General features: G+C 63.6%; 20 protein-coding genes and 4 tRNA genes. 11 read left to right on the top strand and 13 right to left on the bottom strand.

What is annotated here, in order from left to right:
* Nucleotides 1-10: 10 nt before the first annotated feature.
* Both E3T51_RS07070 and thrS read right to left on the bottom strand, forming a co-directional pair.
* Entirely contained in the window at nt 11-619 is a 609-nt protein-coding gene (locus E3T51_RS07070) for an HIT family protein (protein ID WP_134529084.1), read from the bottom strand.
* Nucleotide 620: 1 nt separating this feature from the next.
* Complete coding sequence (gene thrS, locus E3T51_RS07065) at nt 621-2,609, bottom strand: threonine--tRNA ligase (protein WP_134529082.1); 1,989 nt, start codon at nt 2,607-2,609, stop codon at nt 621-623.
* 181 nt (nt 2,610-2,790) lie between these two features.
* On the opposite strand from thrS, the gene E3T51_RS07060 reads away from it, so the two are divergent.
* Complete coding sequence (locus tag E3T51_RS07060; RefSeq protein ID WP_134529080.1) at nt 2,791-3,873, top strand: Ig-like domain-containing protein; 1,083 nt, start codon at nt 2,791-2,793, stop codon at nt 3,871-3,873.
* A gap of 185 nt (nt 3,874-4,058) precedes the next feature.
* On the opposite strand, the gene E3T51_RS07055 is transcribed toward E3T51_RS07060, so the two are convergent.
* The 3 genes from E3T51_RS07055 to E3T51_RS07045 form a co-directional block, all read right to left on the bottom strand.
* Nucleotides 4,059-4,130, bottom strand: a tRNA-Val gene (locus E3T51_RS07055).
* Between the two features lie 43 nt (nt 4,131-4,173).
* Nucleotides 4,174-4,247 (bottom strand) — tRNA-Cys (locus tag E3T51_RS07050).
* Nucleotides 4,248-4,320: 73 nt separating this feature from the next.
* A tRNA-Gly gene (locus E3T51_RS07045) sits at nt 4,321-4,392 on the bottom strand.
* Between the two features lie 236 nt (nt 4,393-4,628).
* Here E3T51_RS07045 and E3T51_RS07040 point away from each other — a divergent pair.
* The 3 genes from E3T51_RS07040 (at nt 4,629) to E3T51_RS07030 (ending at nt 6,261) form a co-directional block, all read left to right on the top strand.
* Nucleotides 4,629-4,704, top strand: a tRNA-Val gene (locus tag E3T51_RS07040).
* A 157-nt stretch (nt 4,705-4,861) separates the two neighbouring features.
* On the top strand, nt 4,862-5,569 hold the full coding sequence (locus E3T51_RS07035) for a M50 family metallopeptidase (protein WP_134529078.1): 708 nt from the start codon (nt 4,862-4,864) through the stop codon (nt 5,567-5,569).
* A gap of 41 nt (nt 5,570-5,610) precedes the next feature.
* A complete protein-coding gene (locus tag E3T51_RS07030; protein ID WP_134529076.1) occupies nt 5,611-6,261 on the top strand; it encodes an SDR family oxidoreductase in 651 nt (216 codons plus the stop codon).
* A gap of 85 nt (nt 6,262-6,346) precedes the next feature.
* Here E3T51_RS07030 and E3T51_RS07025 read toward each other — a convergent pair whose 3' ends face one another.
* Both E3T51_RS07025 and E3T51_RS07020 read right to left on the bottom strand, forming a co-directional pair.
* The gene (locus E3T51_RS07025; RefSeq protein ID WP_134529074.1) at nt 6,347-6,916 is read right to left on the bottom strand and encodes a hypothetical protein; all 570 of its coding nucleotides are present in this window, start codon (nt 6,914-6,916) and stop codon (nt 6,347-6,349) included.
* Nucleotides 6,917-6,986: 70 nt separating this feature from the next.
* Nucleotides 6,987-7,718 (bottom strand): YqjF family protein, encoded by a 732-nt coding sequence (locus E3T51_RS07020; protein WP_134529072.1) that lies wholly within the window; start codon nt 7,716-7,718, stop codon nt 6,987-6,989.
* A 204-nt stretch (nt 7,719-7,922) separates the two neighbouring features.
* On the opposite strand from E3T51_RS07020, the gene E3T51_RS07015 reads away from it, so the two are divergent.
* On the top strand, nt 7,923-9,104 hold the full coding sequence (locus E3T51_RS07015) for a MarP family serine protease (protein ID WP_134529070.1): 1,182 nt from the start codon (nt 7,923-7,925) through the stop codon (nt 9,102-9,104).
* A gap of 57 nt (nt 9,105-9,161) precedes the next feature.
* Here E3T51_RS07015 and E3T51_RS07010 read toward each other — a convergent pair whose 3' ends face one another.
* Together E3T51_RS07010 and zapE are read right to left on the bottom strand one after the other, a co-directional pair.
* Complete coding sequence (locus tag E3T51_RS07010; protein ID WP_134529068.1) at nt 9,162-10,382, bottom strand: ammonium transporter; 1,221 nt, start codon at nt 10,380-10,382, stop codon at nt 9,162-9,164.
* Between the two features lie 157 nt (nt 10,383-10,539).
* Nucleotides 10,540-11,592, bottom strand: a complete 1,053-nt coding sequence (zapE, locus tag E3T51_RS07005; RefSeq protein WP_104192874.1) for a cell division protein ZapE — start codon at nt 11,590-11,592, stop codon at nt 10,540-10,542.
* 152 nt (nt 11,593-11,744) lie between these two features.
* On the opposite strand from zapE, the gene E3T51_RS07000 reads away from it, so the two are divergent.
* Both E3T51_RS07000 and E3T51_RS06995 read left to right on the top strand, forming a co-directional pair.
* Nucleotides 11,745-12,650, top strand: coding sequence for a sulfurtransferase (locus tag E3T51_RS07000; RefSeq protein WP_134529066.1), 906 nt, complete (start codon nt 11,745-11,747; stop codon nt 12,648-12,650).
* Nucleotides 12,647-13,075 carry a SufE family protein gene (locus E3T51_RS06995; RefSeq protein WP_104192820.1) on the top strand — a complete coding sequence of 143 codons (429 nt, stop codon included), beginning with the start codon at nt 12,647-12,649 and terminating at the stop codon, nt 13,073-13,075. Before E3T51_RS07000 ends, E3T51_RS06995 begins: the two co-directional genes overlap by 4 nt.
* Here the strand turns inward: E3T51_RS06995 and E3T51_RS06990 are convergent.
* A complete protein-coding gene (locus tag E3T51_RS06990) occupies nt 13,072-14,235 on the bottom strand; it encodes an alpha/beta hydrolase family protein (RefSeq protein ID WP_134529064.1) in 1,164 nt (387 codons plus the stop codon). The genes E3T51_RS06995 and E3T51_RS06990 overlap by 4 nt on opposite strands.
* Nucleotides 14,236-14,341: 106 nt before the next feature.
* Here E3T51_RS06990 and E3T51_RS06985 point away from each other — a divergent pair, with 106 nt between their 5' ends.
* The 4 genes from E3T51_RS06985 (at nt 14,342) to E3T51_RS06970 (ending at nt 19,598) form a co-directional block, all read left to right on the top strand.
* The gene (locus E3T51_RS06985; RefSeq protein ID WP_134529062.1) at nt 14,342-14,932 is read left to right on the top strand and encodes a DUF3000 domain-containing protein; all 591 of its coding nucleotides are present in this window, start codon (nt 14,342-14,344) and stop codon (nt 14,930-14,932) included.
* Nucleotides 14,925-16,127, top strand: coding sequence for an HRDC domain-containing protein (locus tag E3T51_RS06980; RefSeq protein ID WP_134529060.1), 1,203 nt, complete (start codon nt 14,925-14,927; stop codon nt 16,125-16,127). The genes E3T51_RS06985 and E3T51_RS06980 overlap by 8 nt, the downstream gene beginning before the upstream one ends.
* 97 nt (nt 16,128-16,224) lie before the next feature.
* Nucleotides 16,225-17,430 carry a thiolase family protein gene (locus E3T51_RS06975; RefSeq protein ID WP_134529058.1) on the top strand — a complete coding sequence of 402 codons (1,206 nt, stop codon included), beginning with the start codon at nt 16,225-16,227 and terminating at the stop codon, nt 17,428-17,430.
* Nucleotides 17,427-19,598, top strand: a complete 2,172-nt coding sequence (locus E3T51_RS06970; protein WP_134529056.1) for a 3-hydroxyacyl-CoA dehydrogenase NAD-binding domain-containing protein — start codon at nt 17,427-17,429, stop codon at nt 19,596-19,598. The genes E3T51_RS06975 and E3T51_RS06970 overlap by 4 nt, the downstream gene beginning before the upstream one ends.
* Nucleotides 19,599-19,709: 111 nt before the next feature.
* On the opposite strand, the gene dxs is transcribed toward E3T51_RS06970, so the two are convergent.
* The 3 genes from dxs to E3T51_RS06955 all read right to left on the bottom strand — a co-directional run bounded on the left by dxs (nt 19,710) and on the right by E3T51_RS06955 (nt 25,651).
* Nucleotides 19,710-21,659: a 1-deoxy-D-xylulose-5-phosphate synthase gene (gene dxs / locus E3T51_RS06965; protein ID WP_134529054.1), complete on the bottom strand. Its 1,950-nt coding sequence runs from the start codon at nt 21,657-21,659 to the stop codon at nt 19,710-19,712.
* Between the two features lie 115 nt (nt 21,660-21,774).
* Nucleotides 21,775-24,621 (bottom strand): aconitate hydratase, encoded by a 2,847-nt coding sequence (locus E3T51_RS06960; RefSeq protein WP_134529052.1) that lies wholly within the window; start codon nt 24,619-24,621, stop codon nt 21,775-21,777.
* Between the two features lie 208 nt (nt 24,622-24,829).
* On the bottom strand, nt 24,830-25,651 hold the full coding sequence (locus E3T51_RS06955) for a DUF3159 domain-containing protein (RefSeq protein ID WP_134529050.1): 822 nt from the start codon (nt 25,649-25,651) through the stop codon (nt 24,830-24,832).
* Nucleotides 25,652-25,657 lie beyond the last annotated feature (6 nt).

The raw sequence follows: 25,657 nt of genomic DNA, 5'->3' as shown, positions 1-25,657 counted from the left end.
GTTTATCGGGTTACCGGGGCGCTGCAGCCGCGGTCGTGGCGCCAGGCCAGCCCTCGGCAATGTCGCGACGCACGTCGCCGAGCAGACGCGGAATAGCTTTGGTGCCGGCGATGATGGGAAAGAAGTTCGAGTCGAGGGCCCAGCGTGGCACGATGTGCTGGTGCAGGTGCTCGGCGATACCGGCCCCGGCGATGCGCCCCTGATTCATACCGATGTTGAATCCGTCACAGTTCGACACGTTGGTGAGCACCCGCATCGCGATCTGGGTGAGCTCGCCGATCTCGGCGATCTCTTCCGGTGTGGCCTGGTCGTAGGTGGCGACATGCCGATACGGGCAGACGAGCACGTGACCGCTGTTGTACGGAAACAGGTTGAGGAGTACATAGGCGTGGGTGCCGCGCGCCACGATCAGCGCCTTCTCGTCGTCCAGACTCGGAGCGATGCAGAACGGGCAGTCATCCGGGTGCGGCTGTTGCCCATCCTGGATGTAGACCATCCGATGCGGTGTCCAGAGCCGTTGGAAGGCGTCCGGAACCGAAGCGAAGTCGGCAGCGGTTTCGCTCGCACCCGCGTCGCCAGCGTCCGAGCCGCGCAGCCGATCGGCCGGGATTCCCGTCATGCTAGGCCTGTGCCTCGGCCGCGATCAAGGCAACCGGACTCGTGGTGACCTGCGCGCGGTTCTCGACCGATTCCACGATGAGACGCACCGCCTCCTTGATCGGCACCCCGTTTTGCTGCGTGCCGTCGCGGAAGCGAAAGCTCACCGCGCCGTTGGCCTGGTCATCCTCGCCGACGATGAGCTGGTAGGGCACTTTCGCCTTGGTGTGCGTGCGGATCTTCTTTTGCATGCGGTCGTCGGAATGGTCGACCTCAGCGCGCACGCCGACCTTCTTCAAAGTTGCGATCACGTCATCGAGGTACGGACCGTACTGCTCGGAGACGGGGATGCCGACAACCTGCACCGGGGCTAGCCAGACGGGGAACGCCCCGGCGTAATGCTCGGTGAGCACGGCGAAGAAGCGCTCGATCGAGCCGAACAGGGCGCGGTGGATCATGACCGGGCGTTGGCGGCTGCCGTCGTTCGCGGTGTATTCGAGGTCGAATCGTTCTGGCAGGTTGAAGTCGAGCTGAATGGTCGACATCTGCCAGGTACGCCCGATGGCGTCCCTGGCCTGCACCGAGATCTTGGGACCGTAGAACGCCGCCCCGCCCGGGTCGGCGACCAGATCGAGACCGGATGCCTCGGCGACCTCACGGAGCGTCTCAGTGGCTTCATCCCAGGCGTCGTCACTGCCGACGAACTTCTTCGGGTCTTTCGTGGACAGTTCGAGGTAATAGTCCTCAAGGCCGTAATCGGCGAGCAGCTGCAGCACGAAATTGAGGGTGCTCGTGAGCTCCTCTTTCATGCCTTCCTTGGTCGTGTAAATGTGGGCGTCGTCCTGGGTCATGCCGCGCACGCGGGTGAGCCCGTTGAGCACGCCGGACTTCTCGTACCGGTAGACCGAGCCGAATTCGAACAAGCGCATCGGCAGGTCGCGGTAGCTGCGGCCACTCGACTTGAAGATGAGGTTGTGGAACGGGCAGTTCATCGGCTTGAGGTAGTAGTCGACGCCCTGGCGGGTGACATGGCCGGTATCGTCACGTTCCTCGTCGAGGTGCATCGGCGGGAACATACCTTCGCGGTACCAGTCGAGGTGGCCCGAGGTTTCGAACAGGGTCGACTTGGTGATGTGCGGCGAGTAGACGAAGTCGTAGCCGGCTTCAACGTGGCGCTTGCGGGAGTAGCTCTCCATCTCCTGCCGAATAATGCCGCCCTTGGGGTGGAACACGGCCAGGCCGGAACCGATCTCTTCCGGAAAGCTGAACAGGTCGAGTTCGGCGCCGAGCTTGCGATGATCGCGCTTGGCGGCCTCTTCCTGGCGGGTTTGGTAGGCGCGCAGTTCGTCCTTGGTGGGCCAGGCGGTGCCATAGATGCGCTGCAGCTGCGGGTTCTTCTCAGAGCCGCGCCAGTACGCGGCGGCCAGGCGGGTGAGCGAGTAGCCGTTGCCGATCATGCGGGTGTTGGGCAGGTGCGGGCCGCGGCAGAGATCTTTCCAGAGCGTCTCCCCCGTCTTCGGGTCAACGTTGTCGTAGATGGTGAGCTCGGCGCCGCCGACCTCGACGGACTCGTTGTCTTCGGTGGTGGAGCCGCCCTTCAGCCCGATGAGCTCGAGCTTGTACGGTTCGGCAGCCAGTTCAGCTCGGGCTTCGTCGTCGGTCACGACTCGGCGCACGAAGCGCTGCCCCTGACGAATGATGCGATCCATCGCTTTTTCCAGTGATTTCACGTCATCGGGGGTGAATGGAACCTCGACGTCGAAGTCGTAGTAGAACCCGTCGGTGATGGGCGGGCCGATGCCGAGCTTGGCGGTCGGGTTCACCGTCTGCACTGCCTGGGCCAGAACGTGCGCGGCCGAGTGGCGCAGGATGCTGAGGCCGTCGAGAGAATTTATGCTGATCGGTTCGACAGCATCCGTCGGCAACACGGTGGCCGCCAGGTCTTTCAACTCACCATTGACGCGCATTGCGACAACGGATCGATCGGTGAAAAGCGCAAAGCCGTCAGCCACGTGTATAACTCCCTGTTGTTTGCCTACCCGTCAACTTTAGCGGCGTGCGCGGGCGCGCTCGTCGGTTGCACTCTGTCTCGGCGCTGATCACGCCCGCACGCCCTTCTCCCCGAGCTGATTCTGGAGTACTTTGGCCGTGATTTGAGGAACCCGATCACCACCGACAGCAAGGAAACGAGCCATGGCACCTTCATCGCACCCGTCTAACTCCACTCGTTTGGGAGCGAGGCGTCTTTGGCACCTTCCCGCACTGGTGATGCCCACCGTCGTCGTTCTCGGCGCCCTCATCGGCGTGCCAGCGGCGTCCGCTGCAACGGATGTCTCGGCCATTTCCACGGGGCGGGGCACGGTCAGTATCGTGGCCGGCACGTACGACTTCTTCTTCGCCGGGCAACGCGCATCCGTTTATGGCGAGATATCAGCTGTCGCCCCCACCACTGGCGTTCCGACGGGAACCGTGCGAGTCGTGTCTCTCGAACCGGGCAGCCCCACTGATACACAGGAACTCTTGCCAAGCGATACGGTTGGCGTTTTCTATTCCGACGCCCAGCCCAGCGTGGCAGGAACGCGTCAGTTTCGCGTGGACTACCTCGGGGATGCGAACTTCGCTCCAGCCTCGAAAACCTTTGATTATGTTGTGCCGATCGGGCCTGATACGAAGACCACGCTGATCGCTAAGCCGTCTGGCACTATCACGGCCGGGCAATCGATCACCTTTACGGCGGACGTCACGGACAGCAAGGGTCGAGCGTTGGGTACTCCGCTTTTCGGCGAGGAGATTTCCTTCTTCGACAACGGCCAGCCGCTGGTCGGCGACCAGGTGTTTGGCGAATGGCACTCCACGTTGACCACGACGAGCCTGTCGGTGGGGGTGCACCGCATTACCGCGAAAAGTTTCGCCGTGTTCTACGATTCGTCGACGTCGCCGGTGGTGACAGTCACGGTTCTGGCGAAGACCGCCGCGGCCGCCAAGGTGGCCGGAACGCTGAGTGTGTCGCCGAGAGGTGAGGTCAATGTCGGCACCGCTGTCAGGGCTGTGGCGAAATTCACTCCGCGCTCGGGCACCGCCACGGTGACCGGTTTCGTGCAGTTCTACGACATAACAACAAAGGTCGGCAGCCGCGTAGCGCTCAAGAACGGTTCAGCCTCGTTTACGTACACGTCGCTCAAGGTCGGCACTCACGCGCTGATAGCCCGCTACCTGGGCACGCCGAAGTTCGCTCAGACGTTGACCGTGCCGAAAATCGTACGGGTAATTCGGTAGTAGAAATGTGCGGGCTCAGCCTGCGACGTCCGGCCTGGGCCCCCACACCTCCACCGATTCCCTCGATAGTCCAATGACAAGATGGGCGCAGTGGTCCCACTGCTCTTGGGCCGGTCATCGTTGCGCCGAATCTGGGCAGAAAAAAACCCCGGATGACCGGGGCTCCTTCAGCTGAAAATACTCTGTGGGCGATACTGGGATCGAACCAGTGACCTCTTCCGTGTCAGGGAAGCGCGCTACCGCTGCGCCAATCGCCCAAGATTCTGGGAACTATCTATTCTTTAGGACGTGCACAAAGAATGGAGGTGGATACGGGATTCGAACCCGTGTTAACGGCTTTGCAGGCCGCTGCCTCGCCTCTCGGCCAATCCACCATGTGGGTTCACACCATATGGGTTCATACCAAACGAATTGGAACCGGTCTTTCGACCGATTCCAGTTCATTCGAGCGGATGACGAGATTCGAACTCGCGACCCTCACCTTGGCAAGGTGATGCGCTACCACTGCGCCACATCCGCAACTGTCCGCATTTCTGCGTACTTGGAGACTCTAGCCGAATAGCCAGACGGAAACCAAACCGAGCCGTTTACGGCGTGTTGCATCAGGTACTGCAGAACGCTTGGCAGCCCGGCTTGAGAGCGCTGGGACGCGCGCGCCACACCCGGAGCAGCGTCGATGTGCTTCGGCAGGCAAGTCTGGGCTAGTATCAAAAGTCGCAGGCAGCAACCTCGGTTTACGCGTGCAGATAAAGTTTGGGCGATTGGCGCAGCTGGTAGCGCGCTTCCTTCACACGGAAGAGGTCGTGGGTTCAAGTCCCGCATCGCCCACCACGAAACACGAGAGCCCCGAGAAATCGGGGCTTTTTGTGTCGGCACGCCAACGCCATGCTGCGAGAGCGGGATAGTCGGCTCACGCGGGCCGGAACAACGGATTGCCCCTCTTACGGGATGGGTGAAGTGTCGAACGGAGCAACCTAGTCTGAAAGACATGGACGTGCTTCTCGACATCTGGCAACGCATGACGACACCGCATGCCATGCTGGAACCGCTCATCGCCTGGCTGACCGTGGCAGCAGCCGTTCTGATTGTGCTCTTTCCTCCGCTCTGGCGCCTCTCTCGCCACGCCATCACGATCGTGCACGAAGGCGGGCACGGTGTCGTCGCCGTGCTGAGCGGGCGGCGGCTGGGCGGCATCCGACTGCATTCGGACACGTCCGGGCTCACCGTGAGTCGCGGACGCCCGACTGGCCCCGGCATGATCTTTACCCTGCTGGCCGGCTACCCGGCCGCTGCGCTGCTCGGCCTCGGCGCGGCTTGGTTGCTCAGTTTGGGCTACGACGTGGGCCTGTTATGGGTACTTCTCCTGCTGCTGGCTTTGCTGCTCGTGCAGATTCGCAACTGGTTCGGGCTCTGGTCGGTTGCCGTCACCGGCGCTGTGGTGTTTGGTGTCTCCTGGTTTGGGTCGCCCCAGGTGCAGGGTGTGTTTGCGCTGCTGGTCACCCTGATTCTCCTTCTCGGTTCGCTGCGCACGTCCCTCGAACTGCAACAATCCCGGTCGCGTCGGTCCGGCTCCTCGTCGGACGCCGATCAGTTGGCGAGACTCACCCACATTCCGGGTATTTTCTGGGTGGCCGTGTTCATCGTCGTGCAACTGCTCTGCGTGGTCCAGAGCGCGCGACTGCTCGGCTTTCTTTGAATCTAAGACTCGCTTTCAGTCAATCGTGGGAGGCTGGAAGCATGACAAAAATTGCGATAATCGGCGGACACGGAAAAGTTGCCCTCCACCTGGCCCGTTTGCTCACGACCGCAGGACACGAGGTCACCTCGCTCATCCGCAACCCCGAACACGTCAAAGACGTCTCGGCGACCGGCGCGACGCCGCTCGTAGCGGATGTCGAGCACCTCTCGGCAGACGAAATGGCCAAAGCGCTCGCCGGACACGATGCTGTGGTCTGGTCGGCCGGCGCCGGCGGAGGCACCGCAGAGCGCACCTACGCCGTTGACCGGGACGCGGCCATCCGCTCCATGGACGCTGCCGCGCAAGCCCACGTCGGCCGCTATGTGATGGTGTCGTACCAGGGGTCACGTGCCGATCACGGGGCCTCCCCCGACGATGGCATGTTTGCCTACTACGAGGCCAAGGCCGCCGCCGATGACTATCTGCGCGCCACCTCGCTGAACTGGACCATCCTCGGACCGAGCACGTTAACCCTGAACGCCGCGACGGGCTCCATCAACGCAGGCTCTGATGCGAGTGGTACCACCTCACGCGAGAACGTGGCGCTCGTTGCCGCGGCCGTGCTGGCCAACGAAAATACCGTGGGCGCTTTCATCGAATTCACCGACGGCGACGTGCCGATCGGCGAGGCCATAGCCGCTACCCACTAACGGGGTCCGACACTGACGGGCCAAGCAGCTGACGGGCCAAGCATCTGACAAGCCGAGCAGCTGACAAGCCGAGCAGCTGACAAGCTCAGAAGCCGAAATCCCCACCGAAGTCGCCGCCACCGAAATCTCCGCCGGAGTCGCCACCCGCATCGCTCGCGGCGTCGGCGTTGGTTTCGGTGTTGGCGTCCGCGCCGGCATCGGTGCCGCCGCCGTCCATCGGCATAAAGGCGCTCACCAATGCCGAACCAATGACGAATCCGGCTACGGTGCCCAGCAGTGAGCTTCCCATCATGCCCCCGAAGCCCATTCCGTTCTGGTTTCCAAACGAACGGTTCAGCGTACCCGGCTGACGCAGTTCGGCCCGGGTTGCGGCCTGGGCGAGGGTGGCCGGTGCGGCGTCGGCCGGGCGCTCGCTCGGTTCGACGTTCTCGGTGAGTTGGCGAAAGAGAATGTCGCGTTGCTCGTCGGTCAGCTTCGAGAACGCCTCGGTGTGCACCGCTTCAATGGTTTCGGGTGGAGCCGTGCGCAGCAGGTACTGGTACCGTTCGACTGCAATCTCATCATCGCTACGCGCGGGGGCGCCGTTTGGCTGGTTTGACCGGTCGTTCGTGGGTGATTGCTCCTTGCGGCCCAGCAGAAAGTCAAGAAATCCCATGGTGTTCTACTCCTTTTGTGGAATCGTCTGTGATCAACATTTTTCCAGATCTTTCTGAGTGCCGGCGTCGTCAGTTTCCCCGGCCGAACCAGGTCGTGATGCCGGGCGAATAGAGCACAGAATCGGGCGCGCGGTCGGCGAGCCCGGCGAAACCGGCCACGGCCAACAGGGTGTCATCGAGACTGACCAGGTCGGCCCCGAACAACGGCCATGGCGCGTGGTGGTTGCGCAAATGCACGGTCCGACCACGGATGCTCGTGAACAACGCCCATCGCGCGGTGAGAAAGTCCGCCAATGGATTATCAACGACGGCGTCTCGACCCGGTCGCGCCACGATCTCTGTGCGCTTACTGCGGTCCCCGTGTCGCGTCGAGCTGTACCGGTACTGGCCGGAATCGACTGTGAGACGGGTGTGCGACCAGACGTAGGGCAACGAGAACAGGGCGCGGGCGGCCAACACGGCCGCGAGGCGACTGGCTTCCAGTGACACAAAAACGACACCGCGACGGCCAGCGGAGTCGACAGCGTAGAGGCGCACATTCACTTCGACAAAGGTGCCGAAGTACGGTATCGGCGGGCTGCCGAAAATGGTCGCCCGATCAAGCACAAACGGAATCAGGCCGACCCAGCTCGACCCGTCGTATTCATCGGGTACAAGGCCTTTCGGCAGCAGCGGCGCGACCAGGGCCGCATCCACTCGCCAGTGTAGAAACACCAGATGCGACCAGCGCTGGCTCGCCGACGCCCGCCCCGCCAGGGGCGGTGCGATCGCCGAAATGGGATAAGCCTCGGCGTTCGACACGGGATCCTTTCACAGAATTTTTCACTGAGAATTTCGCGGGGTGTGGCTCACGGTACTCGCTGGGCCGTGTCTACGCCTGTTGATCACCCGGGAATGAGGGTCGGAAGCCACGTCTGCCCAGCAATCGCGGAGGCGGCCTGTGTAAACATGAACAAGACGAAATCGTTTTGAAGCAATACATAAAGTAGTGGATGAGGGAGAAGGATGCCGGGCTCGACCGTTCTCGACCTCTCACTGATCTTGGTCTTGTTCGTTGCCCTCGTCAACGGCTACCGCAGCGGACTGCTGCAGAGCCTCACCGGCATCGTCGGCGCTGTGGCCGGCGGAGTTGCCGCCTTCTTTGTGGTTCCCCTGGTGGGCAGTTGGGTACCTGCGGCGCAATGGCGCACACCAGCCACCATCGCCGTGGCGATCGTGCTCGTGCTCATCGGACATTCGCTGGGCACCTCCGCGGGAGGCATGGTGGGGCGCAGAAAGAAGCGCTCTCCCCTCGGTGCCATCAACCGCGTGCTGGGCGCTGTATTCGCCGCCGTCGCCTCGGCCCTCGTGGCGTCGATGGTCGCGTTCAGCATCGGCTCCCTCGGCATCCCGTTCCTGTCCCCTGCCATCGCCTCCTCCACCGTCGTGTCCGGAATTGACTCGTTCACCCCCGACCCGGTCAAGGCGCTCATGGCTGAGCTGCGCTCCGTGGCCGTGCAGCAGGGCCTGCCACGTATCGTCGACGCATTCACGGGACCGACACCGGATGCCGCCGAAGCTGACACGAGCAGCCCGGCACTGGCCGTGGCCGCGCAGTCGGTCGTGCGCATCACCGGAACGGCCTACGCCTGCGGGCAGAGCCAGTCCGGAAGTGGCTTCGTCGTCTCCGACGGCCGCGTCATCACGAACGCGCACGTCGTCGCCGGAGTGGGCGAGCCCGTCGTGGAAACGCCAACGGGCGAAACAATGGCCGGCGAGATCGTGTACTTTGACCCGGTCGACGACCTCGCCATCATTTCGGTGCCCGGGCTCGGTGCGCTACCGCTGACCGTCGGCGCAAATCTCCCAGCGGGCAGCGGCGCGGCCGCCGACGGGTATCCCTTCGGAGGGCCGTATGTCTCCGACCCGACGCAGGTCATCTCGATCGGCACCATCAACGTGGCCGACATTTATGGTCAGGACCCGACGCCACGACAGGTGTACACCCTGGCTTCGGACGTGCAGCAGGGCGAATCGGGCGGACCGCTCCTGAGCGAATCCGGTCTGGTGGTCGGCGTTGTCTTTGCCAAGGCGTCCAACACCGATAACGTCGGCTATGCCCTCGCGCTCGAAGAGGTGCAGCCGGTTATCAGCCAAGCGCCCGGCCTGAGCTCCCCGGTATCATCCGGAACCTGCGTTCGCGGCTGAGCCAGGGCATCCGCTCGCCCGCGGGAACAGCCCAGGCCTAACCGGCAAAGCCAGAAGCTAGACACGCTCGAGGGCGTAGCCCTCCTCGCCGTGCACGCTTGTGTCGATTCCGGCCAGTTCATCTTCGTTCTTAATGCGAAAGCCGATGGTCTTCTCGATCGCAAGACCGAGCAGGTACGCAACGATGAAGGAGTAGACGAGAACCGAAAAGCCTGCAATGGCCTGCACGGCGAGCTGACCAAGGTCGCCGCCGGTGAAGAGTCCGGTATCGATGGCGAAGAAGCCAAGGTAGAGGGTGCCGATGACGCCACCGACGAGGTGAATGCCGACGACGTCGAGCGAGTCGTCGAAGCCGAGCTTGAATTTGAGTTCAACGGCGAGGGCGCAAACGGCGCCGGAGAGCCCCCCGAGCAAGAGCGCCCAACCCGGTTCGAGGTTGGCGCAGGCCGGGGTGATGGCGACGAGGCCGGCCACAGCACCCGATGCGGCGCCAACCGAAGTGGCTTTACCGTCCTTGAACTTCTCGACGAGCATCCAGGCGAGGATGGCCGCTGCCGTGGCGCCGAGGGTGTTGATCACAATGATACCGACATTGGCAAGGCCATTGAGCCATTCAGCACCGGCGTTGAAACCAAACCAGCCAAACCAGAGGATCGAGGCGCCAATGAGCACGAGCGGTACATTGTGCGGTTTGGTGATGCCCTTCTGGAACCCGACGCGCTTGCCGAGAACCAGGGCGAGGGCGAGAGCTGCGGCACCGGCGTTGATGTGCACCGCGGTACCACCGGCATAGTCGATGACGCCGGGCAGACCCAAGGTGTCACCGAGCGTCATGATCCAGCCGCCACCCCAGACCCAGGCTGCGACCGGGAAGTAGACGAGGGTTGCCCAGATACCCGCGAAGATCATCCAGGATCCGAACTTCGCCCGGTCGGCAACGGCGCCGCTGATGAGGGCAACGGTGATGATCGCGAAGGTCGCCCCGTAGGTGGCACCGAGCAGGTCGATGCTGCCCGTCTCTCCCATGGCGAGCTCGCCGAGACCGAAGTCGGAGAACGGATTGCCGGCGAATTCGGTGGGACCGTTCACGGCACTCATGTTGTAGCCGTACAGGATCCACAGGACGCTGATGAGGCCCAGTGCACCAAAGCTCATCATCATCATGCTGATGACACTCTTAGCCTTGACCAGTCCGCCGTAAAAGAAGGCGACCCCCGGTGTCATAAACAACACGAGCGCGGTGGCGGTCAGCCCCCATGCAATGCTTCCGGTTTCCATAGAATTGTCCTCACGCGTCTCAAAGGTGCAGGGCGTAGCGCGAGGCGAGCCACCTCGGATACGAGTCCAGTATCTGAGGTGACTGTTACAACAAACGTTCCGACGTGTTTCGTGATGGTTACGAGCGCTGGCGAATTGTTAACGCCAGATTTCGGCGTCAGTCGGTGTGCGGCGGTAACTCTCCCGTGGTGAGGGCAACCATGCGCGACTGCGACCGTTGGTACTTCTTGCGATACCCGCCAGCCATCATCTCGTCGTCGAACACCTCGTTGAGCGGACGCCCACTGGCGACGATCGGAATCTCAGCGTCATAGACGCGGTCGATGAACGCGACCAGACGCAGGGCGTCGGACTGATCGGTCAGGAGGAACACACCGCGCAGAGCAATAACCTCGACGTCGCGAATGACCTTGACATATTTTGACGGATGCACGGTGCCCAGATGACGAATCAAAGAGCCGAAGTCATCTTCGGTGACTTTCGAGCCACGCTCGAGCAGGGTGTTGACCAGGTGTTCACGTGCCTCGGGCAAAACAGCTACGGCCTGCCCGGTGACATTCCGACGACGGTAGTCAAGACCGTCGATGCGCAGGGTCTCGAAGTTGGCACTCATCGCCGAGATCTCGCGCAGAAAGTCCTGCGCGGCAAACCGGCCCTCGCCGAGCGAGTTGGGCGGGGTGTTCGACGTGGCGGCGACGCGGGTGCCGGAGGCGACGAGTTCGCCGAGCAGTCGGGTCATCACCATGGTGTCGCCCGGATCGTCGAGCTCGAACTCGTCAATGCAGATGAGCTTCGCGCTGCGCAGCTCCTTGATGGTCTCCTGATAGCCAAGGGCGCCGACGAGGGCGGTGTATTCGATGAAGGTGCCGAAGTACTTCGGGCCGGTCGCGGCATGCCAGAGCGCTGCGAGCAGGTGGGTCTTGCCGACACCGAACCCACCATCGAGGTAGATGCCCGGCAGGTCGTCCCTCGCCTGCCGGCGGCGAGAGAAGAATCCGGCCGGCCGAGGGTTCACGAATTCCTGCAGCTTTTCGACGGCTTCGACCTGGGACGGGTAATCGTGATCTGGCCGGTAGTTCTCGAACGAGGCGTGTTCAAACTGGGGAGGCGGTACCAGTTCAGCCACTATTTCCCGGCCCGTGATGCTCGGGGTTCGTTCGGCCAGTTGCGGAACCGTGTGGTGCGCCTTCTCGTGGGCCTCTGGTGCCATTCTGAAACGCCCGTTCTCGTTCTTCGTGCTGCGAATGCGCAGTGTGTGCAAATGCGCTGTGTGCCGGCACCGCGTAGATTTGTGGGTGGACCAGATAAGCCTAATCCGCTGTCAACTCAAATCCGTATGCATCCGCTACCCCTGGAGGTTACATGTCTGCCCCGTTCGATCCGACCGAGAAGTTCGCCGCCTACGCCCACCCCTCCAGACTGGTTTCCACCGACTGGCTGGCCGAACACCGCGGTGATGCCGGACTGGTCGTGGTCGAATCCGACGAAGACGTGCTGCTCTACGAGGTGGGACACATCCCCGGATCAGTGAAAATCGACTGGCATACCGACCTCAACGACAAGGTGAACCGCGACTACATCGAGGGCGCCGCTTTCGCTGCCCTCATGAGCAGCAAGGGCATCACGCGTGACAGTACCGTCGTCATCTACGGCGACAAGAGCAACTGGTGGGCCGCCTACGCCCTCTGGGTTTTCACCCTGTTCGGCCACGACGATGTTCGCCTACTCGACGGTGGACGCACAAAGTGGCTCGCCGAGGAGCGCGAGATGACAACGGATGCCTCTTCCGTCACGGTCACGGAATACCCGGTGGTCTCGCGCGACGACTCCCCGATTCGCGCCTTCAAGGACGACGTGCTCGCCCACTTCGGTAATCCGCTCATTGATGTGCGCTCCGACGAGGAATACAGCGGCGTGCGCACGACGATGCCCGCCTACCCTGAGGAGGGAGCCCTGCGTGGCGGCCACATTCCTACCGCCGCGTCGGTGCCGTGGGCCCGGGCCGCGGACGCCGACTCCACCTTCCGCACGCGCACCGAACTGGACGAAATCTATCGCGGGGAGGCTGGTCTGGCCGACGGCGACGACGTAATCGCCTACTGCCGCATCGGCGAGCGGTCGAGCCACACCTGGTTTGTGCTGACCCACCTGCTCGGCTTCGAGAACGTGCGCAACTACGACGGCTCCTGGACCGAGTGGGGCAACGCCGTCGCCGTGCCGATCGCGGTCGGCACGGCACCCGGTGCCGCCCCGGCACCACGCCGATGAGCGCAGACCTGCTGGCAGAGATTCGCCAGGACTTTCTGGAACTCGAGCAGAAGGACCGTCTGCTCTTGCTGCTCGAGTTCGCCAATGACCTGCCCGAACTTCCGCAGCAGTTTCAGGACCACCCCGATCTGCTCGAGCGCGTCGTCGAGTGCCAATCGCCGGTCTTCATCTTCGTCGACCTGGATGCTGACGGCACCTTCCACCTGCACGCCACGGCTCCGCGCGAGTCGCCGACCACGCGAGGGTTTGCCTCGATCCTCGCCCAGGGGCTCGACGGCCTGACCGCCGAGCAGGTACTCGCCGTTCCCGATGACTATCCGCAGACCATCGGCTTGAGCGAAGCCGTCTCTCCCCTGCGCCTGCGCGGCATGAGCGCTATGCTCGGCCGGGCCAAACGCCAGCTCCGGGATCGGCTCGCCGCTTAGAGCCTGGGTAGCTGGGCCAGCCAGGCCGCGATCTCTTCGTTCCACCGCTCAGGGTCGTAGTTCCACAGTTTCGTGTGTCTGGCTTCGGTAAAAGCAACGAGGGTCACCAGGTCCGGCCGTCGGTCGGCTAGTCGACGCGACCCGGTCGGGGGCACAAAACCATCGTCATCGCTGTGCAGGAGCAGAACGGGCCGGCGCACGTCGCGGGCCCGTTCCACAAAGTCGAGCCTGGCAAAATCAATGGGAACGTCCTGCCCGGTGAGGCGCCGGGTCCAGCGCGCCCCCAACACCACGACAGCGCCGCGGGCGATCAGTTTTGGTAATCGACGTTCCGTGGCCTGGGCGGCAATGACGTCTCGCCAATCGATGACCGGCGAATCCAGCACGACACCGACGATCAGGTTTGCGCGTCGACCGCGAGTCAATGCCTGCAACACCACGGCACCGCCCATCGACCAGCCCATGAGCACGATGCTCGTCGCCCCGTGCGCGGCGGCGTAGTCGATGGCGGCGTCAACGTCAGGCCATTCGGTGTCGCCGAGGCCGTAGCGCCGGTCAGTGCTGGCGGGGGCGTCGCCGTCGTTTCGGTAGGAGACGAGCAACGAGGTGTAGCCGGCCGCGCGAAACACCGGCACGGCCCGCAAGGCCTCCTCGCGGCGCACGGCCCGGCCGTGCACCTGGATCACCCATCGTGTCGACCGGAACACGGCATCCGCTGGAACGAGCCAGGCGGGGGCCGGCCCGACGGGCGTGCTCACGGTGACCTCCGCCCAGGCGAAACCAAGGTCGGCGGGGCTGGTGTAGAGCCAACCGCTAAACCGGCCTCGGCGCGCAGCGGTGAGGTCGCCGTAGTCCACGCTGAGAATGCGCCGGGTGACGGTCGCCGCCCCGCGCGCGGTGATCTCACCGACCCTGGCATGCCCGGTGCCCGCGCTGAAGAAGAAGCTGTAGTCACCCGGAAGGACAGAATCGCGATGGCGTTGCAGTGTGATCGTGCCGCTCGGCAGGTCGACTGCGACAACCCGGGTGTCGTCGGTACGGGCTGGGGGCGGTGTGACAATGGTCTTCGCCATGACCCCCGCAAGCACACCGGCTGCACCGACGATAGCCACGGCAGAGCCGGCGATGAGGATGCCGGTGGCGCCGAGAATTGCGCGCAAAGCATGATCATGACGCCCGTTGGGGGTATGTGGGTCGTGCACGTGCACCTCCGACTGATCGGCGTGCCTCACGGACAACACCCAGAAAAAACTCTAGTCTGCAGACGTGCCCGAAACAGATCAATCGCTTCCCGCGGAGTTTGCCGCGGCGTTAACCGCGATTCGTCGCGCGACGAGCCGGGCCGAATTAGTCGTCACCGAAATTGCCGCTCCCGCACAACTCGCCCCGTATTCCATCGCTTTGGCCGCCAATATCCGGCCCGTTCGGCACGGAAGCGACTCCGAGCTGGGAACCGGCCGATTCATCCTGCTGTACGACCCGGAGGAGCCGGAAGGCTGGAATGGCGCCTTTCGCGTCGTCTGTTTCGCGCAGGCTCCACTCGAGGTCGAGATCGGGCTCGACCCGTTTTTGGCCGAGGTCACCTGGGCGTGGCTTGTCGATGCCCTCGACTCCCGCAAGGCCAAGTACACCGCGGCCTCCGGAACGGCGACTAAAATAATCTCATCAGGCTTTGGCACACTCGCCAAACAGGGAGATGGTGCGCAGATTGAGCTGCGTGCGTCGTGGACACCCCTGAATCACAATCTCACCGCCCACGTCGAGGGGTGGGGCGAGCTGCTATGCATGCTCGCCGGACTCCCTCCCGCTGGGGAAGGAGTCAGTATGTTGTCAGCACGCCGAGCAGCCCGTGGCTGAATCGCTCCACCAGGTCATTGACACTCGCGAGGCCTATCTCGCAGCGACGGCCGCTCTGGCCGCCGGGAACGGGCCGGTCGGGGTCGATGCGGAACGGGCATCCGGTTTCACCTATTCACAACGCGCTTATCTGATCCAGATCTACCGCCGCGGCGCCGGAACTTTTCTGTTCGACCCGCCGCCGATCGGGGACTTCAGCGAGTTGAATGATTCTCTCGCCGACGCCGAGTGGATTCTGCACGCCGCAAGCCAGGACCTCGCCTGCCTGCGTGAGGTCGGACTCGACCCGATACGCATCTTCGACACCGAACTCGCCGCCCGGCTGCTCGGCCTACCGCGGGTCGGCCTCGGCACCGTGGTGGAAGAGCTACTCGGAATTCACCTCGCCAAGGAGCATTCTGCCGCGAACTGGTCGACTCGGCCCCTGCCCGAGTCGTGGCTGGTGTATGCCGCCCTCGACGTTGAGTTGCTGCCCGACCTGCGCGACCGCATGGTCGACCTGCTCATCGAGTCCGAGAAGACCGACATCGCCGACCAGGAATTCGCCGCGACCCTGGCCAAAGAGGCCAAGGCGGCGCGCATTGATCCGTGGCGTCGATTGTCGGGTATCCACTCCCTGCACGGGCAGCGCAATCTGGCCGTTGCCCGCGAGCTGTGGCTTGCCCGCGATGAATTCGCCCGCGAAGTCGATGTCTCCCCTGGGCGCCTCGTTCCCGACGCTTCCTTGCTGGCTGCCGCCCGCGTGCTGCCAGCAACGAGGCAGGCTCTGTCCGATCTGCGCGAGTTTAACGGTCGCGCCAGTCGCAACGAACTCGAACGCTGGTGGGCCGCCATTGAGCGTGGCCGCACGACGACCGATCTGCCAGCGCTCAAGGCGACCAGCGATACCTTGCCGCCACCGCGGGCCTGGGCGGACCGCAATCCGGAAGCCGATGTGCGTTACCGGGCGGCGCGCTCGGTGTTGCAGGCCGTCACGGATGAACTTGAGATTCCCCTTGAGAATCTGCTCACTCCGGACTACCTGCGTCGGGTGTCGTGGTCGCCGCCAGAACCGGCGGACGCCGCATCCGTTGGTCAAGCTCTAACCACCCTGGGAGCGCGACGCTGGCAAGTTGACGCGACCGCACAATTAATAGCAGATGCTTTTGTAGAAGTTCCACAAGCAGCCGATCCCATCTCGGATCTGGAGTCGTAGGAACCTGCAAACGATTCGAGGGGCCCATTTGAGTCACCCTAGGATCGATTCAGACCTAACAGGCCGCTTCGGATCTGTTTGACGTACGGGAGGCATTGTGGCCGAGAGAACAGAAGTCGTTTTTGTGGATGGAGTTCGAACCCCGTTCGGACGTGCCGGCGAAAAGGGCATGTACTGGAATACCCGGGCGGACGACCTTGTCGTCAAGGCGATTATCGGGCTGATGGAACGAAACCCTGGTGTACCGCCCGACCGCATCGATGACGTCGCTATCGCAGCCACGACCCAGACCGGCGACCAGGGTTTGACCCTGGGGCGCACCGCCGCCCTGTTGGCCGGCCTGCCGAAATCAGTTCCTGGTTTCGCGATTGACCGTATGTGCGCCGGGGCGATGACTGCCGTCACCATGATGGGCGCGTCCATCGGTTTTGGCGCGTACGACCTCGCCATCGCCGGCGGCGTCGAGCACATGGGGCGCCACCCGATGGGCTTTGGGGCAGACCCGAACCCGCGTTTCCTCTCCGAGCGGCTGGTCAGTGAAGACGCACTCAACATGGGCGCGACCGCCGAACGCATTCACGACCGGTTCCCCGAGTACACCAAGGAACGCTCCGATCGGTTCGCGCTGCGCAGCCAGCAGAAGGTTGCCGCAGCGTACGCGGCCGGAAACATTCAGCCCGACCTGATTCCCGTTGCCACGCGCAGCGAATCCGGATGGGGCCTCGCCACGCGCGACGAAGCACCGCGCCCGGAAACTACCCTTGAGGGCCTCGCGACTCTCCGCACGCCGTTCCGTTCGCATGGCCGGGTCACGGCGGGCAACGCCTCCGGCCTGAACGACGGCGCATCCGCTTGCCTGCTGGCGAGCGGCGCCACGGCCAAGGAGCTCGGCCTCGGCGTGAAGATGACCATGACGAGCTTCGCCTTCGCCGGCGTGGAACCGGAGGTCATGGGCCTTGGGCCGGTGCCCTCCACCGAAAAAGCGCTGCGCAGAGCCGGCCTGTCGATCACCGACATCGGTTTGTTCGAGCTCAACGAAGCCTTTGCCGTGCAGGTCATCTCCTTTCTCGACCACTTCGGCATCGACGACGAGGACACACGCGTGAACGAATATGGCGGAGCGATCGCGCTGGGGCATCCGCTCGCCTCCTCGGGCGTTCGACTCATGAACCAGCTCGCCCACCAGTTCGAGGCGCACCCCGAGGTGCGCTACGGCCTCACCGCGATGTGCATCGGCCTCGGCCAGGGTGGCAGCGTGATTTGGGAAAACCCGCACTTCAACCAGAAGGCAGCCAAGCGATGACGACCACTGATTACAACTCTCTCGATTTCAGCTCGCTCGTGGCGATCTCCGGCGACGAGGTCGTCACACACTCCTTCGTGCGCGACGTGCCACTTTCCGCCGGCCGCACGCTCGCGCTGGTCACCCTTGACAATGGGCGCGATCACACGCGGCCGAATACGCTCGGCCCGGTCACCCTGCTGGAGTTCGCCGCCACCATGGACGAGCTCACCGCTCGTGCGGGGCGTGGGGAGATTGACGGTGTCGCCGTCACGGGCAAACCGTTCATTCTCGCCGCCGGCGCCGACCTCAGCAAGGTCGCCGAGATCCCCTCGCTCGAGGCCGGCAAGCTGCTCAGCCAGCTCGGCCACCACGCCCTCGGTAAGCTCGACACCCTCGGCGTGCCCTCCTTCGTGTTCATCAACGGGCTCGCGCTTGGCGGCGGACTCGAGATCGGTCTGAACGCGACCTACCGCACGGTCGACGCGGCCGTTCCCGCGATCGCGCTTCCCGAGGTTTTTCTCGGTCTGATCCCCGGCTGGGGCGGCTCCTACCTGCTGCCCAACCTGATTGGCATCGAGAATGCCTTGAAGGTCATCATCGAAAACCCCCTCAAGAACAACCGCACTCTCAGCGGAGCGGATGCCCTCGCGCTCGGTATCGCGGATGTCATGTTCACGTCGGCCCGGTTCCTTGAAGACTCCATCAACTGGGCCGACGGCGTCATTGCCGGGCGCCTGAAGGTGTCTCGCCCGAATGCGCCCGGCAAGATCGAGCGCCTCGTCAAGTGGGACGTGGCCGTCGGCATCGCCCGCAAGATGCTCGTCAACCGCATTGGCGAAGTCGCCCAGTCACCGTATGTGGCACTCGACCTGCTCCAGGCGGCCAAAAGCGGCAGTCGCGCCGAAGGTTTTCAGCGCGAGGATGAGGCCCTGGCCGGCCTCGTCGCCGGCGATCAGCTCCAAGCGAGCATCTACGCCTTCAATCTCGTTCAGAAACGCGCCAAGCGGCCGGCCGGAGCGCCGGACAAGAAACTTGCCCGGCCGATAACCAAGGTCGGCGTGATCGGCGCCGGCCTCATGGCAAGCCAGTTCGCACTGCTGTTCGTGCGCCGCCTCAAGGTGCCCGTCGTCATCACCGACCTCGACCAGGCCCGCGTCGATAAGGGTGTGGCGTACATTCACGACGAGATCGCCGCGCTCCAGGCCAAGAGCCGCATCTCCCCCGACGAGGCAAACCGCCTGCGTGCACTCGTTACCGGCACGACGGACAAATCGTTGTTCTCCGACGCCGACTGGGTGATCGAGGCCGTCTTCGAAGAACTAGCTGTCAAGCAGTCGGTGTTCGCCGAGATCGAAAAGTTCATCTCGCCCGACGCGATTCTGGCCACAAACACCTCTTCGCTGTCAGTCGAACAGATTGGCGCAAAGCTCACGCACCCGGAGCGTCTGGTCGGGTTCCACTTCTTCAATCCGGTCGCCGTCATGCCACTCATCGAAGTGGTCAACACTCCACAGACCAACGAAGTGACGCTTGCCACGGCGATGGTCATCGCCGGCAAGCTGCGGAAAAACGCCGTGATCACCAGGGACACCCCCGGATTCGTGGTCAACCGTGTTCTCGCCAAGCTGCTCGGTGAAGCCATGCACGCCGTTGATACCGGCACTCCGTTCGAGGTCGTGGAAGCCGCTGTAGCACCGTTCGGACTGCCGATGACGCCGTTCGAGCTACTCGAGCTCGTCGGTCTCACCGTGGGGGCTCACGTGCTCGACACCCACCATGCCGCTTTCCCCGACCGGTTCTTCGAGAGCGACAACCTGCATAAGCTGGCCGAGCACGGCAAGATTCTCGAACGCGACAGCAAGGGACGCCGCACGGGTTTCGACAAGGGCGCACTGAAGATCGTCGCTGGCGGCACCTCACCGATGACGGCCGAGCAAATTCTGCAGCGGGTTGAAGACGGCCTGGTCGACGAGATCAAGCGCATGCTGGATGACAACGTCGTGCACGCGGCCGAGGACATCGATTTGTGCATGCTTCTCGGCGCCGGCTGGCCGTTCCAGATGGGCGGGATCACCCCGTACCTCGATCGGGTCGGCGCGACCGAGCGGGCATCCGGCGGCACGTTCCACACACCGCCAATCCGCGGTATCGGTGCGTCGGTACGCGCGGCAGCCGCTCACAGCTAGCGAGAACGGGGCCTGGACATTGATCAGGCCCACCTTAGGAAAGCGGGCCCATGATCTATCATGGGCCCGCTTTCCGGGCCCGGGCCCGGTTCGTATCCGAGGCGGGAGAAGCTAGTCTCGGCGGGTTACCTGGATGGCACCGGTGTCGGTGTGATCGGCGGGAAGCGGCCTGGCATTGGGAATCTTGCTGCCGAGCACCATCGCGACCACGTCGCGGGCGATCACCTGCGGCGTCAGCCCGACCCGCTCGAGAATCTGGGCACGGCTGCCATGATCGAGGAACTGGTCGGGCAAGCCGAGTTCGGTCACCGCCGTGTCGACTCCCGCCTCCCGCAGGTCCTGACGGATCCGCGTACCGATACCACCCACTCGAATGCCGTCTTCGATCGTGACGACGATGCGGTGCGCGGCCGCGAGGCTGATGATGCTCCGCGGCACGGGCACGACCCAGCGCGGATCGACGACGGTTGCACCGATGCCCTGGGCGGCGAGTCGGTCAGCGACGTCGAGCCCCATCGCCGCCATCGGACCGACGGTCACTATGAGGACGTCGAGTTGGGTCGCTTCCTGGAGCACATCGACGCCGTCGTCGAGGCGGCGAATGGCTTCGAACTCGAACCCGACGGTGCCCTTGGGGTAGCGTAAAACCGTCGGTCCGTCGTCGACTACAACGGCCTCAGCCAGTTCTTCCCGCAGCCGAACGGAGTCGCGCGGCGCCGCCAGGCGAATATTGGGAACGACCTGCAAAATAGCGAGGTCCCACATACCGTGGTGGCTCGGGCCGTCCGGCCCGGTTACCCCGGCACGGTCCAGAACGAAGGTGACGCCGGCTTTATGCAAGGCAACGTCCATCAGCACCTGGTCGAAGGCGCGGTTGATAAACGTTGCATACAGCGCGACGACCGGATGCAGACCGCCGTAGGCCAGCCCGGCCGCGCTGGTCACCGCGTGCTGTTCGGCGATTCCCACGTCGTGCACACGGGAGGGAAAACGTTCGGCCATCTTGTGCAGCCCGGTGGGTCGCAGCATGGCGGCGGTGACGCCCACGATGCGCTCGTTCCCGATCGCTAAGTGCAACAGTTCGTCGGCGAAGACCGAGGTCCAGGATGCCGCACCGGGCTCTCCGACGGATTCGCCTGTTTCCGGGTCGATCTGCCCGACCGCGTGGAACTGGTCGGCGACGTCTTGCACTGCCGGGTCGTAGCCCTTGCCCTTTTGAGTGATGGCGTGCACGATGACCGGTGCACCGTAGCCCTTAGCCTGGGTAAGGGCCTCTTCCATCGCGTGCACGTCGTGCCCGTCGATTGGGCCGATGTACTTGATGTCGAGGTTTGAATACAGGGCTTCGTTGTTGGTGACCCGAGCGAGGAAACCATGCAGGCCACCACGCACACCGCGCCAAACGGCCCGTCCGGGCGTACCCATGCGATCAAACACGTCTTTGCTGGTGAGGTACGCATCCCTATAGCTGGCCCGCGTGCGGATGGTATTGAGGAAACGCGCCATGCCGCCGATCGTCGGTGCGTAGGAGCGCCCGTTGTCGTTGACCACGATGATCAGCTTGCGGGTGTTGTCGTCACTGATGTTATTGAGCGCTTCCCAGGTCATTCCCCCGGTCAGTGCCCCGTCGCCGACGACGGCGACAACGTGCCGCTCGTTCTGGCCGGTCATTTCAAAGGCACGCGAGATGCCGTCGGCCCACGACAGTGAGCTGGAGGCGTGCGAACTCTCGACGATGTCGTGCTCCGATTCGGAGCGCTGCGGATAGCCGGCAAGCCCGTCGAACTGGCGGAGCTTGCTGAAGTCCTGGCGCCCGGTGAGCAGTTTGTGCACGTAGGACTGGTGACCGGTGTCAAAGACGATGGGGTCGGTCGGCGAGTGAAATACCCGGTGGATGGCGATGGTCATCTCGACGACACCAAGGTTGGGACCCAGGTGCCCACCGGTCTTGGAGACCTCCCGTACGAGAAAGGAACGGATCTCTCTGGCCAGCTGGGGCAGCTGCTCTTTCGAGAGACCATCGAGGTCCCGGGGACCATGAATCGTCTCCAGAAGAATCATCCGTCACACCTTTCACGTCACTGTTCAACAACACCATTCACAAGCAAACCGGCGCATAGACCCGAATAGATCGAGTCTACGCGCCGGTGTCGTGCTGGCCGCGCGAGACGCCGGCTTAGACGAGCGAACGCAGCACGTACTGCAGGATGCCGCCGTTGCGGTAGTACTCGGCTTCGCCCGGGGTATCGATGCGCACGATCGCGTCGAACTCGACCGGCGCCTTGCCTGCTGCCGAGAATTCACTCGGAGCGCAGGTCACGTGCACGGTCTTCGGGGTCGTACCGTTGTTCAACTCGGTGATACCCGAAACCGAGACGATCTCGGTACCATCGAGGCCAAGCGAATCGGCGCTCTGGCCGACCGGGAACTGCAGCGGCACCACACCCATACCGATGAGGTTCGAGCGATGAATGCGCTCGAAGCTCTCCACGATAACGGCTTTGACGCCGAGAAGGCCCGTGCCCTTGGCTGCCCAGTCGCGGCTGGAACCCGAGCCGTATTCCTTGCCACCAAAGATGACCAGCGGAGTTTCGGCGGCCTGGTAGTTCTGGCTGGCATCGTAGATGTCGGCCTTCGGGCCTCCGGCAACGCTGAAGTCACGGGTGAATCCACCCTCGACGTTGTCGAGGAGCTGGTTGCGGAGGCGAATGTTCGCGAAGGTTCCGCGAATCATGACCTCGTGGTTTCCACGACGTGAACCGTAGGAGTTGTAATCGCCACGGGCGATGCCGTGCTCGGCCAGGTACCGGCCGGCGGGGCCATCCGCCTTGATCGAACCGGCGGGGCTGATGTGGTCGGTGGTGACAGAGTCGCCGAGCTTGGCAAGCACGCGAGCACCGGAGATGTCGACTACCGGGCTGGTTTCCAGCGTCATGCCGTCGAAGTACGGAGGCTTCCGCACGTAGGTGGACTCGGCATCCCAGGCGAAGATATCGCCGACGGGAGTTTCGAGCGACTGCCAGCGCGCGTCGCCGTCGAAGACGCCGGCGTACTGGGTTTCGAACATGTTCGAGTCGATGGACTCGTCGATGGTTTTCTGCACCTCGTCGGCGTCGGGCCAGATGTCCTTGAGGAACACGTCGTTACCCGCGGTGTCCTGGCCGAGAGCGTCGGTGTCGAAGTCGAAGTTCATCGTTCCGGCCAGCGCGTACGCGATGACGAGCGGCGGGCTCGCCAGGTAGTTCATCTTCACGTCGGGATTGATGCGTCCCTCGAAGTTGCGGTTACCGGAGAGCACTGCCGTGACGGCGAGGTCGTTCTCCTGCACGGCGGTGGAGATTTCGTCTTCGAGCGGGCCGGAGTTGCCGATGCAGGTTGTGCAGCCGTAGCCGACGAGATAGAAACCGAGGTCCTCGAGGTAGCCGTTCAGGCCGGCCTTCGCGTAGTACTCGGTTACGACTTTGGAGCCGGGAGCGAGCGTGGTCTTGACCCACGGCTTGCTCTTGAGCCCCTTGAGGCTCGCGTTGCGGGCCAGCAGGCCGGCCGCAAGCATAACGCTCGGGTTCGACGTGTTAGTGCAGGAGGTGATCGCGGCGATCGCAACGGAACCGTTGTCGATCGTGAACGCACGACCGTCGGCCAGGGTGACGTCGGTCGGCTGCGGGTGGGATACCGTCGGGTGGCTGGCCTGACGGGCCAGGCCACTTTCAAACGCGTGGTTGTGCGCGGTCTTTTCGTCCTGCGGGGTGAGACCGATCGGGTCTGAGGCCGGGAAAGTACCCTCTATTGCCGCGTCCACGAGGGAGACGGGCGCATTGGCGTAGTTGTCCAGGTCGCGCTCGAACTGGGTCTTGGCCTCGGAGAGGATGATGCGGTCCTGAGGGCGCTTCGGTCCGGCGATCGACGGGACGACCGTGGACAGGTCCAGTCCGAGGTACTCGCTGAAAACGGGCTCCTGGTCGGGGTTGTGCCAGAGGCCCTGCAGCTTGGAGTACGCCTCAACCAGCGCGACCTGCTCTTCGCTGCGACCGGTGAGGCGCAGGTAGCCAAGGGTGACATCGTCGATCGGGAACATGGCGGCGGTCGAGCCGAACTCGGGGCTCATGTTGCCGATGGTGGCGCGGTTGGCCAGTGGTACCGAGGCGACGCCCGACCCGTAGAACTCGACGAACTTACCGACGACACCGTGTGCGCGGAGCATCTGGGTGATGGTGAGCACGACATCCGTTGCGGTGACGCCGGCCGGGATGATGCCGGAGAGCTTGAAGCCGACAACCTTGGGGATGAGCATGGAGACCGACTGGCCGAGCATCGCCGCTTCGGCTTCGATTCCGCCGACGCCCCAGCCAAGTACGCCGAGGCCGTTGACCATGGTGGTGTGCGAGTCGGTGCCCACACAAGTGTCGGGATAGGCCTGCAAAACGCCGTTGACCTCGCGCGTCATGGTGACGCGGGCAAGATATTCGATGTTGACCTGGTGCACGATGCCGGTTCCCGGCGGAACGACCTTGAAGTCGTCAAACGCGGTCTGGCCCCAGCGGAGGAACTGGTAACGCTCACCGTTGCGCTCGTACTCGATTTCCACGTTGCGCTCGAACGAGTCGGTCGTGCCGAACAGGTCGGCAACGACGGAGTGGTCGATGACCATTTCGGTCGGGGCGAGCGGGTTGATCTTTTTGGCGTCGCCGCCGAGTTCAACGAGGGCTTCGCGCATGGTGGCGAGGTCGACGATGCAGGGAACGCCGGTGAAGTCCTGCATCACGACGCGAGCCGGCGTGTACTGGATCTCGGTGTCGGGCTCAGCGGTGGGGACCCACGCGCCGAGGGCACGGATGTGCTCGGCGGTGATGTTGGCGCCATCCTCGGTGCGGAGGAGGTTCTCGAGCAGCACTTTCAGGCTGTATGGCAGCTTTTCGTAGCCATCGACGGCGTCCAGACGAAAGACTTCGTAGTCCGTCGATCCGACGCGCAGGGTGTCTTTGGCTCCGAAGCTATTTACCGCGGTATTTGTTGAATCCGACACAATGCCCTCTCCGTTGTGGGAGCCGACGGGAGACCGGCGGCAATCCTCAATTCTTGTGGCAGGCACAGCCTCGTGCCAGCAAGGCAAGCCTAACCGGCGGATGCCGGGACCTGCCTTTTTCCATCACGCTGTACCGGCGAGTTCTCGCCGGGCAACTATCTTGACGTCGAGATAACTCTAGCAGGCGCGAAGGCACCCGAGTCGTCATTCAGACCGCGTCAACGGCATCCGCTTTGCGGTAGACCGAGCGCACCATGAGCCACGAAACGATCAGAAGCGGCGCGTACAGCGGGATGCCCATGAGGAGTTTCATCGAGGCGAGTAATTCAACGTTGTTGGCCAGGTAAAGCGGCAGTTGCACGGCGAGGCGGGCGAAAAAGAGACCGGTCCAACCCAGGGTGAGGATGGTCAGCACTCGGCGCTTGGACGCGTCGAGGCGCCAGGCGACACCGTCACCCATGAGAAAACCGACGGCCACGCCGATGAGCGGCCAGCGCACAAGTACGGAGAGCAGCAAGGCCGCGCCGTAGCCGGCGTTCGTCCAGAGGCCCACCAGAAAGAAGTCGGACGGTTTGCCCGAGAACAATGCGAGCGCGACGCTGATCGCAGTTCCAACGAGGCCGCCGAGTGCCGGCGTCGTGGTCTGCCTGGTGATCGCCCGCAGGGCAACAAAGATCACGCCGATCACGAGCGGCGCCACGAGCGAGGGCAGCAAGGTGCCGATCGGGTCGCTCGTCACATCTGTGGAGGGATCGATAGTGAGCGAGTAGGTGATCAGAAAGACCAAGCCCGGCAGTACAGCTTCAATCAGACCGCGAATGCCGCCCATCGCTGCCAGCAGCGCCTGTCCACCGATCGGCTTACCCTCGGTAACCGCGCCGAACCCGGCGCGCCGCGCCGCGCCGGCCATCGACTCGGCAAACAGTCCGGAGGCTGTCGGAGGCACCTCGTCCTTCGGTGCGGCGTGCGGTTCGCCGGACTGCTCTGGCTGACCGGGCTGCTCCGGCTGATCTTTGGGGGTGTCGCTCATGGCCTG

The organism is Cryobacterium serini, from assembly GCF_004404025.1.
Lineage (GTDB): Bacteria > Actinomycetota > Actinomycetes > Actinomycetales > Microbacteriaceae > Cryobacterium > Cryobacterium serini.
The sequence above is the reverse complement of the archived record's forward strand: the minus strand, read 5'-3'. Positions and strand labels throughout refer to the sequence as shown.

What these genes read in the sequence shown, in the direction of transcription:
- E3T51_RS07000 (WP_134529066.1), top strand. Translation starts at nt 11,745, where the DNA reads ATGTCTGCCCCGTTCGATCCGACCGAGAAGTTCGCCGCCTACGCCCAC.
- E3T51_RS07010 (WP_134529068.1), bottom strand. Translation starts at nt 10,382, where the DNA reads ATGGAAACCGGAAGCATTGCATGGGGGCTGACCGCCACCGCGCTCGTG.
- E3T51_RS06995 (WP_104192820.1), top strand. Translation starts at nt 12,647, where the DNA reads ATGAGCGCAGACCTGCTGGCAGAGATTCGCCAGGACTTTCTGGAACTC.
- E3T51_RS07015 (WP_134529070.1), top strand. Translation starts at nt 7,923, where the DNA reads ATGCCGGGCTCGACCGTTCTCGACCTCTCACTGATCTTGGTCTTGTTC.
- E3T51_RS07060 (WP_134529080.1), top strand. Translation starts at nt 2,791, where the DNA reads ATGGCACCTTCATCGCACCCGTCTAACTCCACTCGTTTGGGAGCGAGG.
- zapE (WP_104192874.1), bottom strand. Translation starts at nt 11,592, where the DNA reads ATGGCACCAGAGGCCCACGAGAAGGCGCACCACACGGTTCCGCAACTG.
- dxs (WP_134529054.1), bottom strand. Translation starts at nt 21,659, where the DNA reads ATGATTCTTCTGGAGACGATTCATGGTCCCCGGGACCTCGATGGTCTC.
- E3T51_RS07025 (WP_134529074.1), bottom strand. Translation starts at nt 6,916, where the DNA reads ATGGGATTTCTTGACTTTCTGCTGGGCCGCAAGGAGCAATCACCCACG.
- E3T51_RS07035 (WP_134529078.1), top strand. Translation starts at nt 4,862, where the DNA reads ATGGACGTGCTTCTCGACATCTGGCAACGCATGACGACACCGCATGCC.
- E3T51_RS06955 (WP_134529050.1), bottom strand. Translation starts at nt 25,651, where the DNA reads ATGAGCGACACCCCCAAAGATCAGCCGGAGCAGCCCGGTCAGCCAGAG.
- E3T51_RS07030 (WP_134529076.1), top strand. Translation starts at nt 5,611, where the DNA reads ATGACAAAAATTGCGATAATCGGCGGACACGGAAAAGTTGCCCTCCAC.
- E3T51_RS07070 (WP_134529084.1), bottom strand. Translation starts at nt 619, where the DNA reads ATGACGGGAATCCCGGCCGATCGGCTGCGCGGCTCGGACGCTGGCGAC.
- E3T51_RS06970 (WP_134529056.1), top strand. Translation starts at nt 17,427, where the DNA reads ATGACGACCACTGATTACAACTCTCTCGATTTCAGCTCGCTCGTGGCG.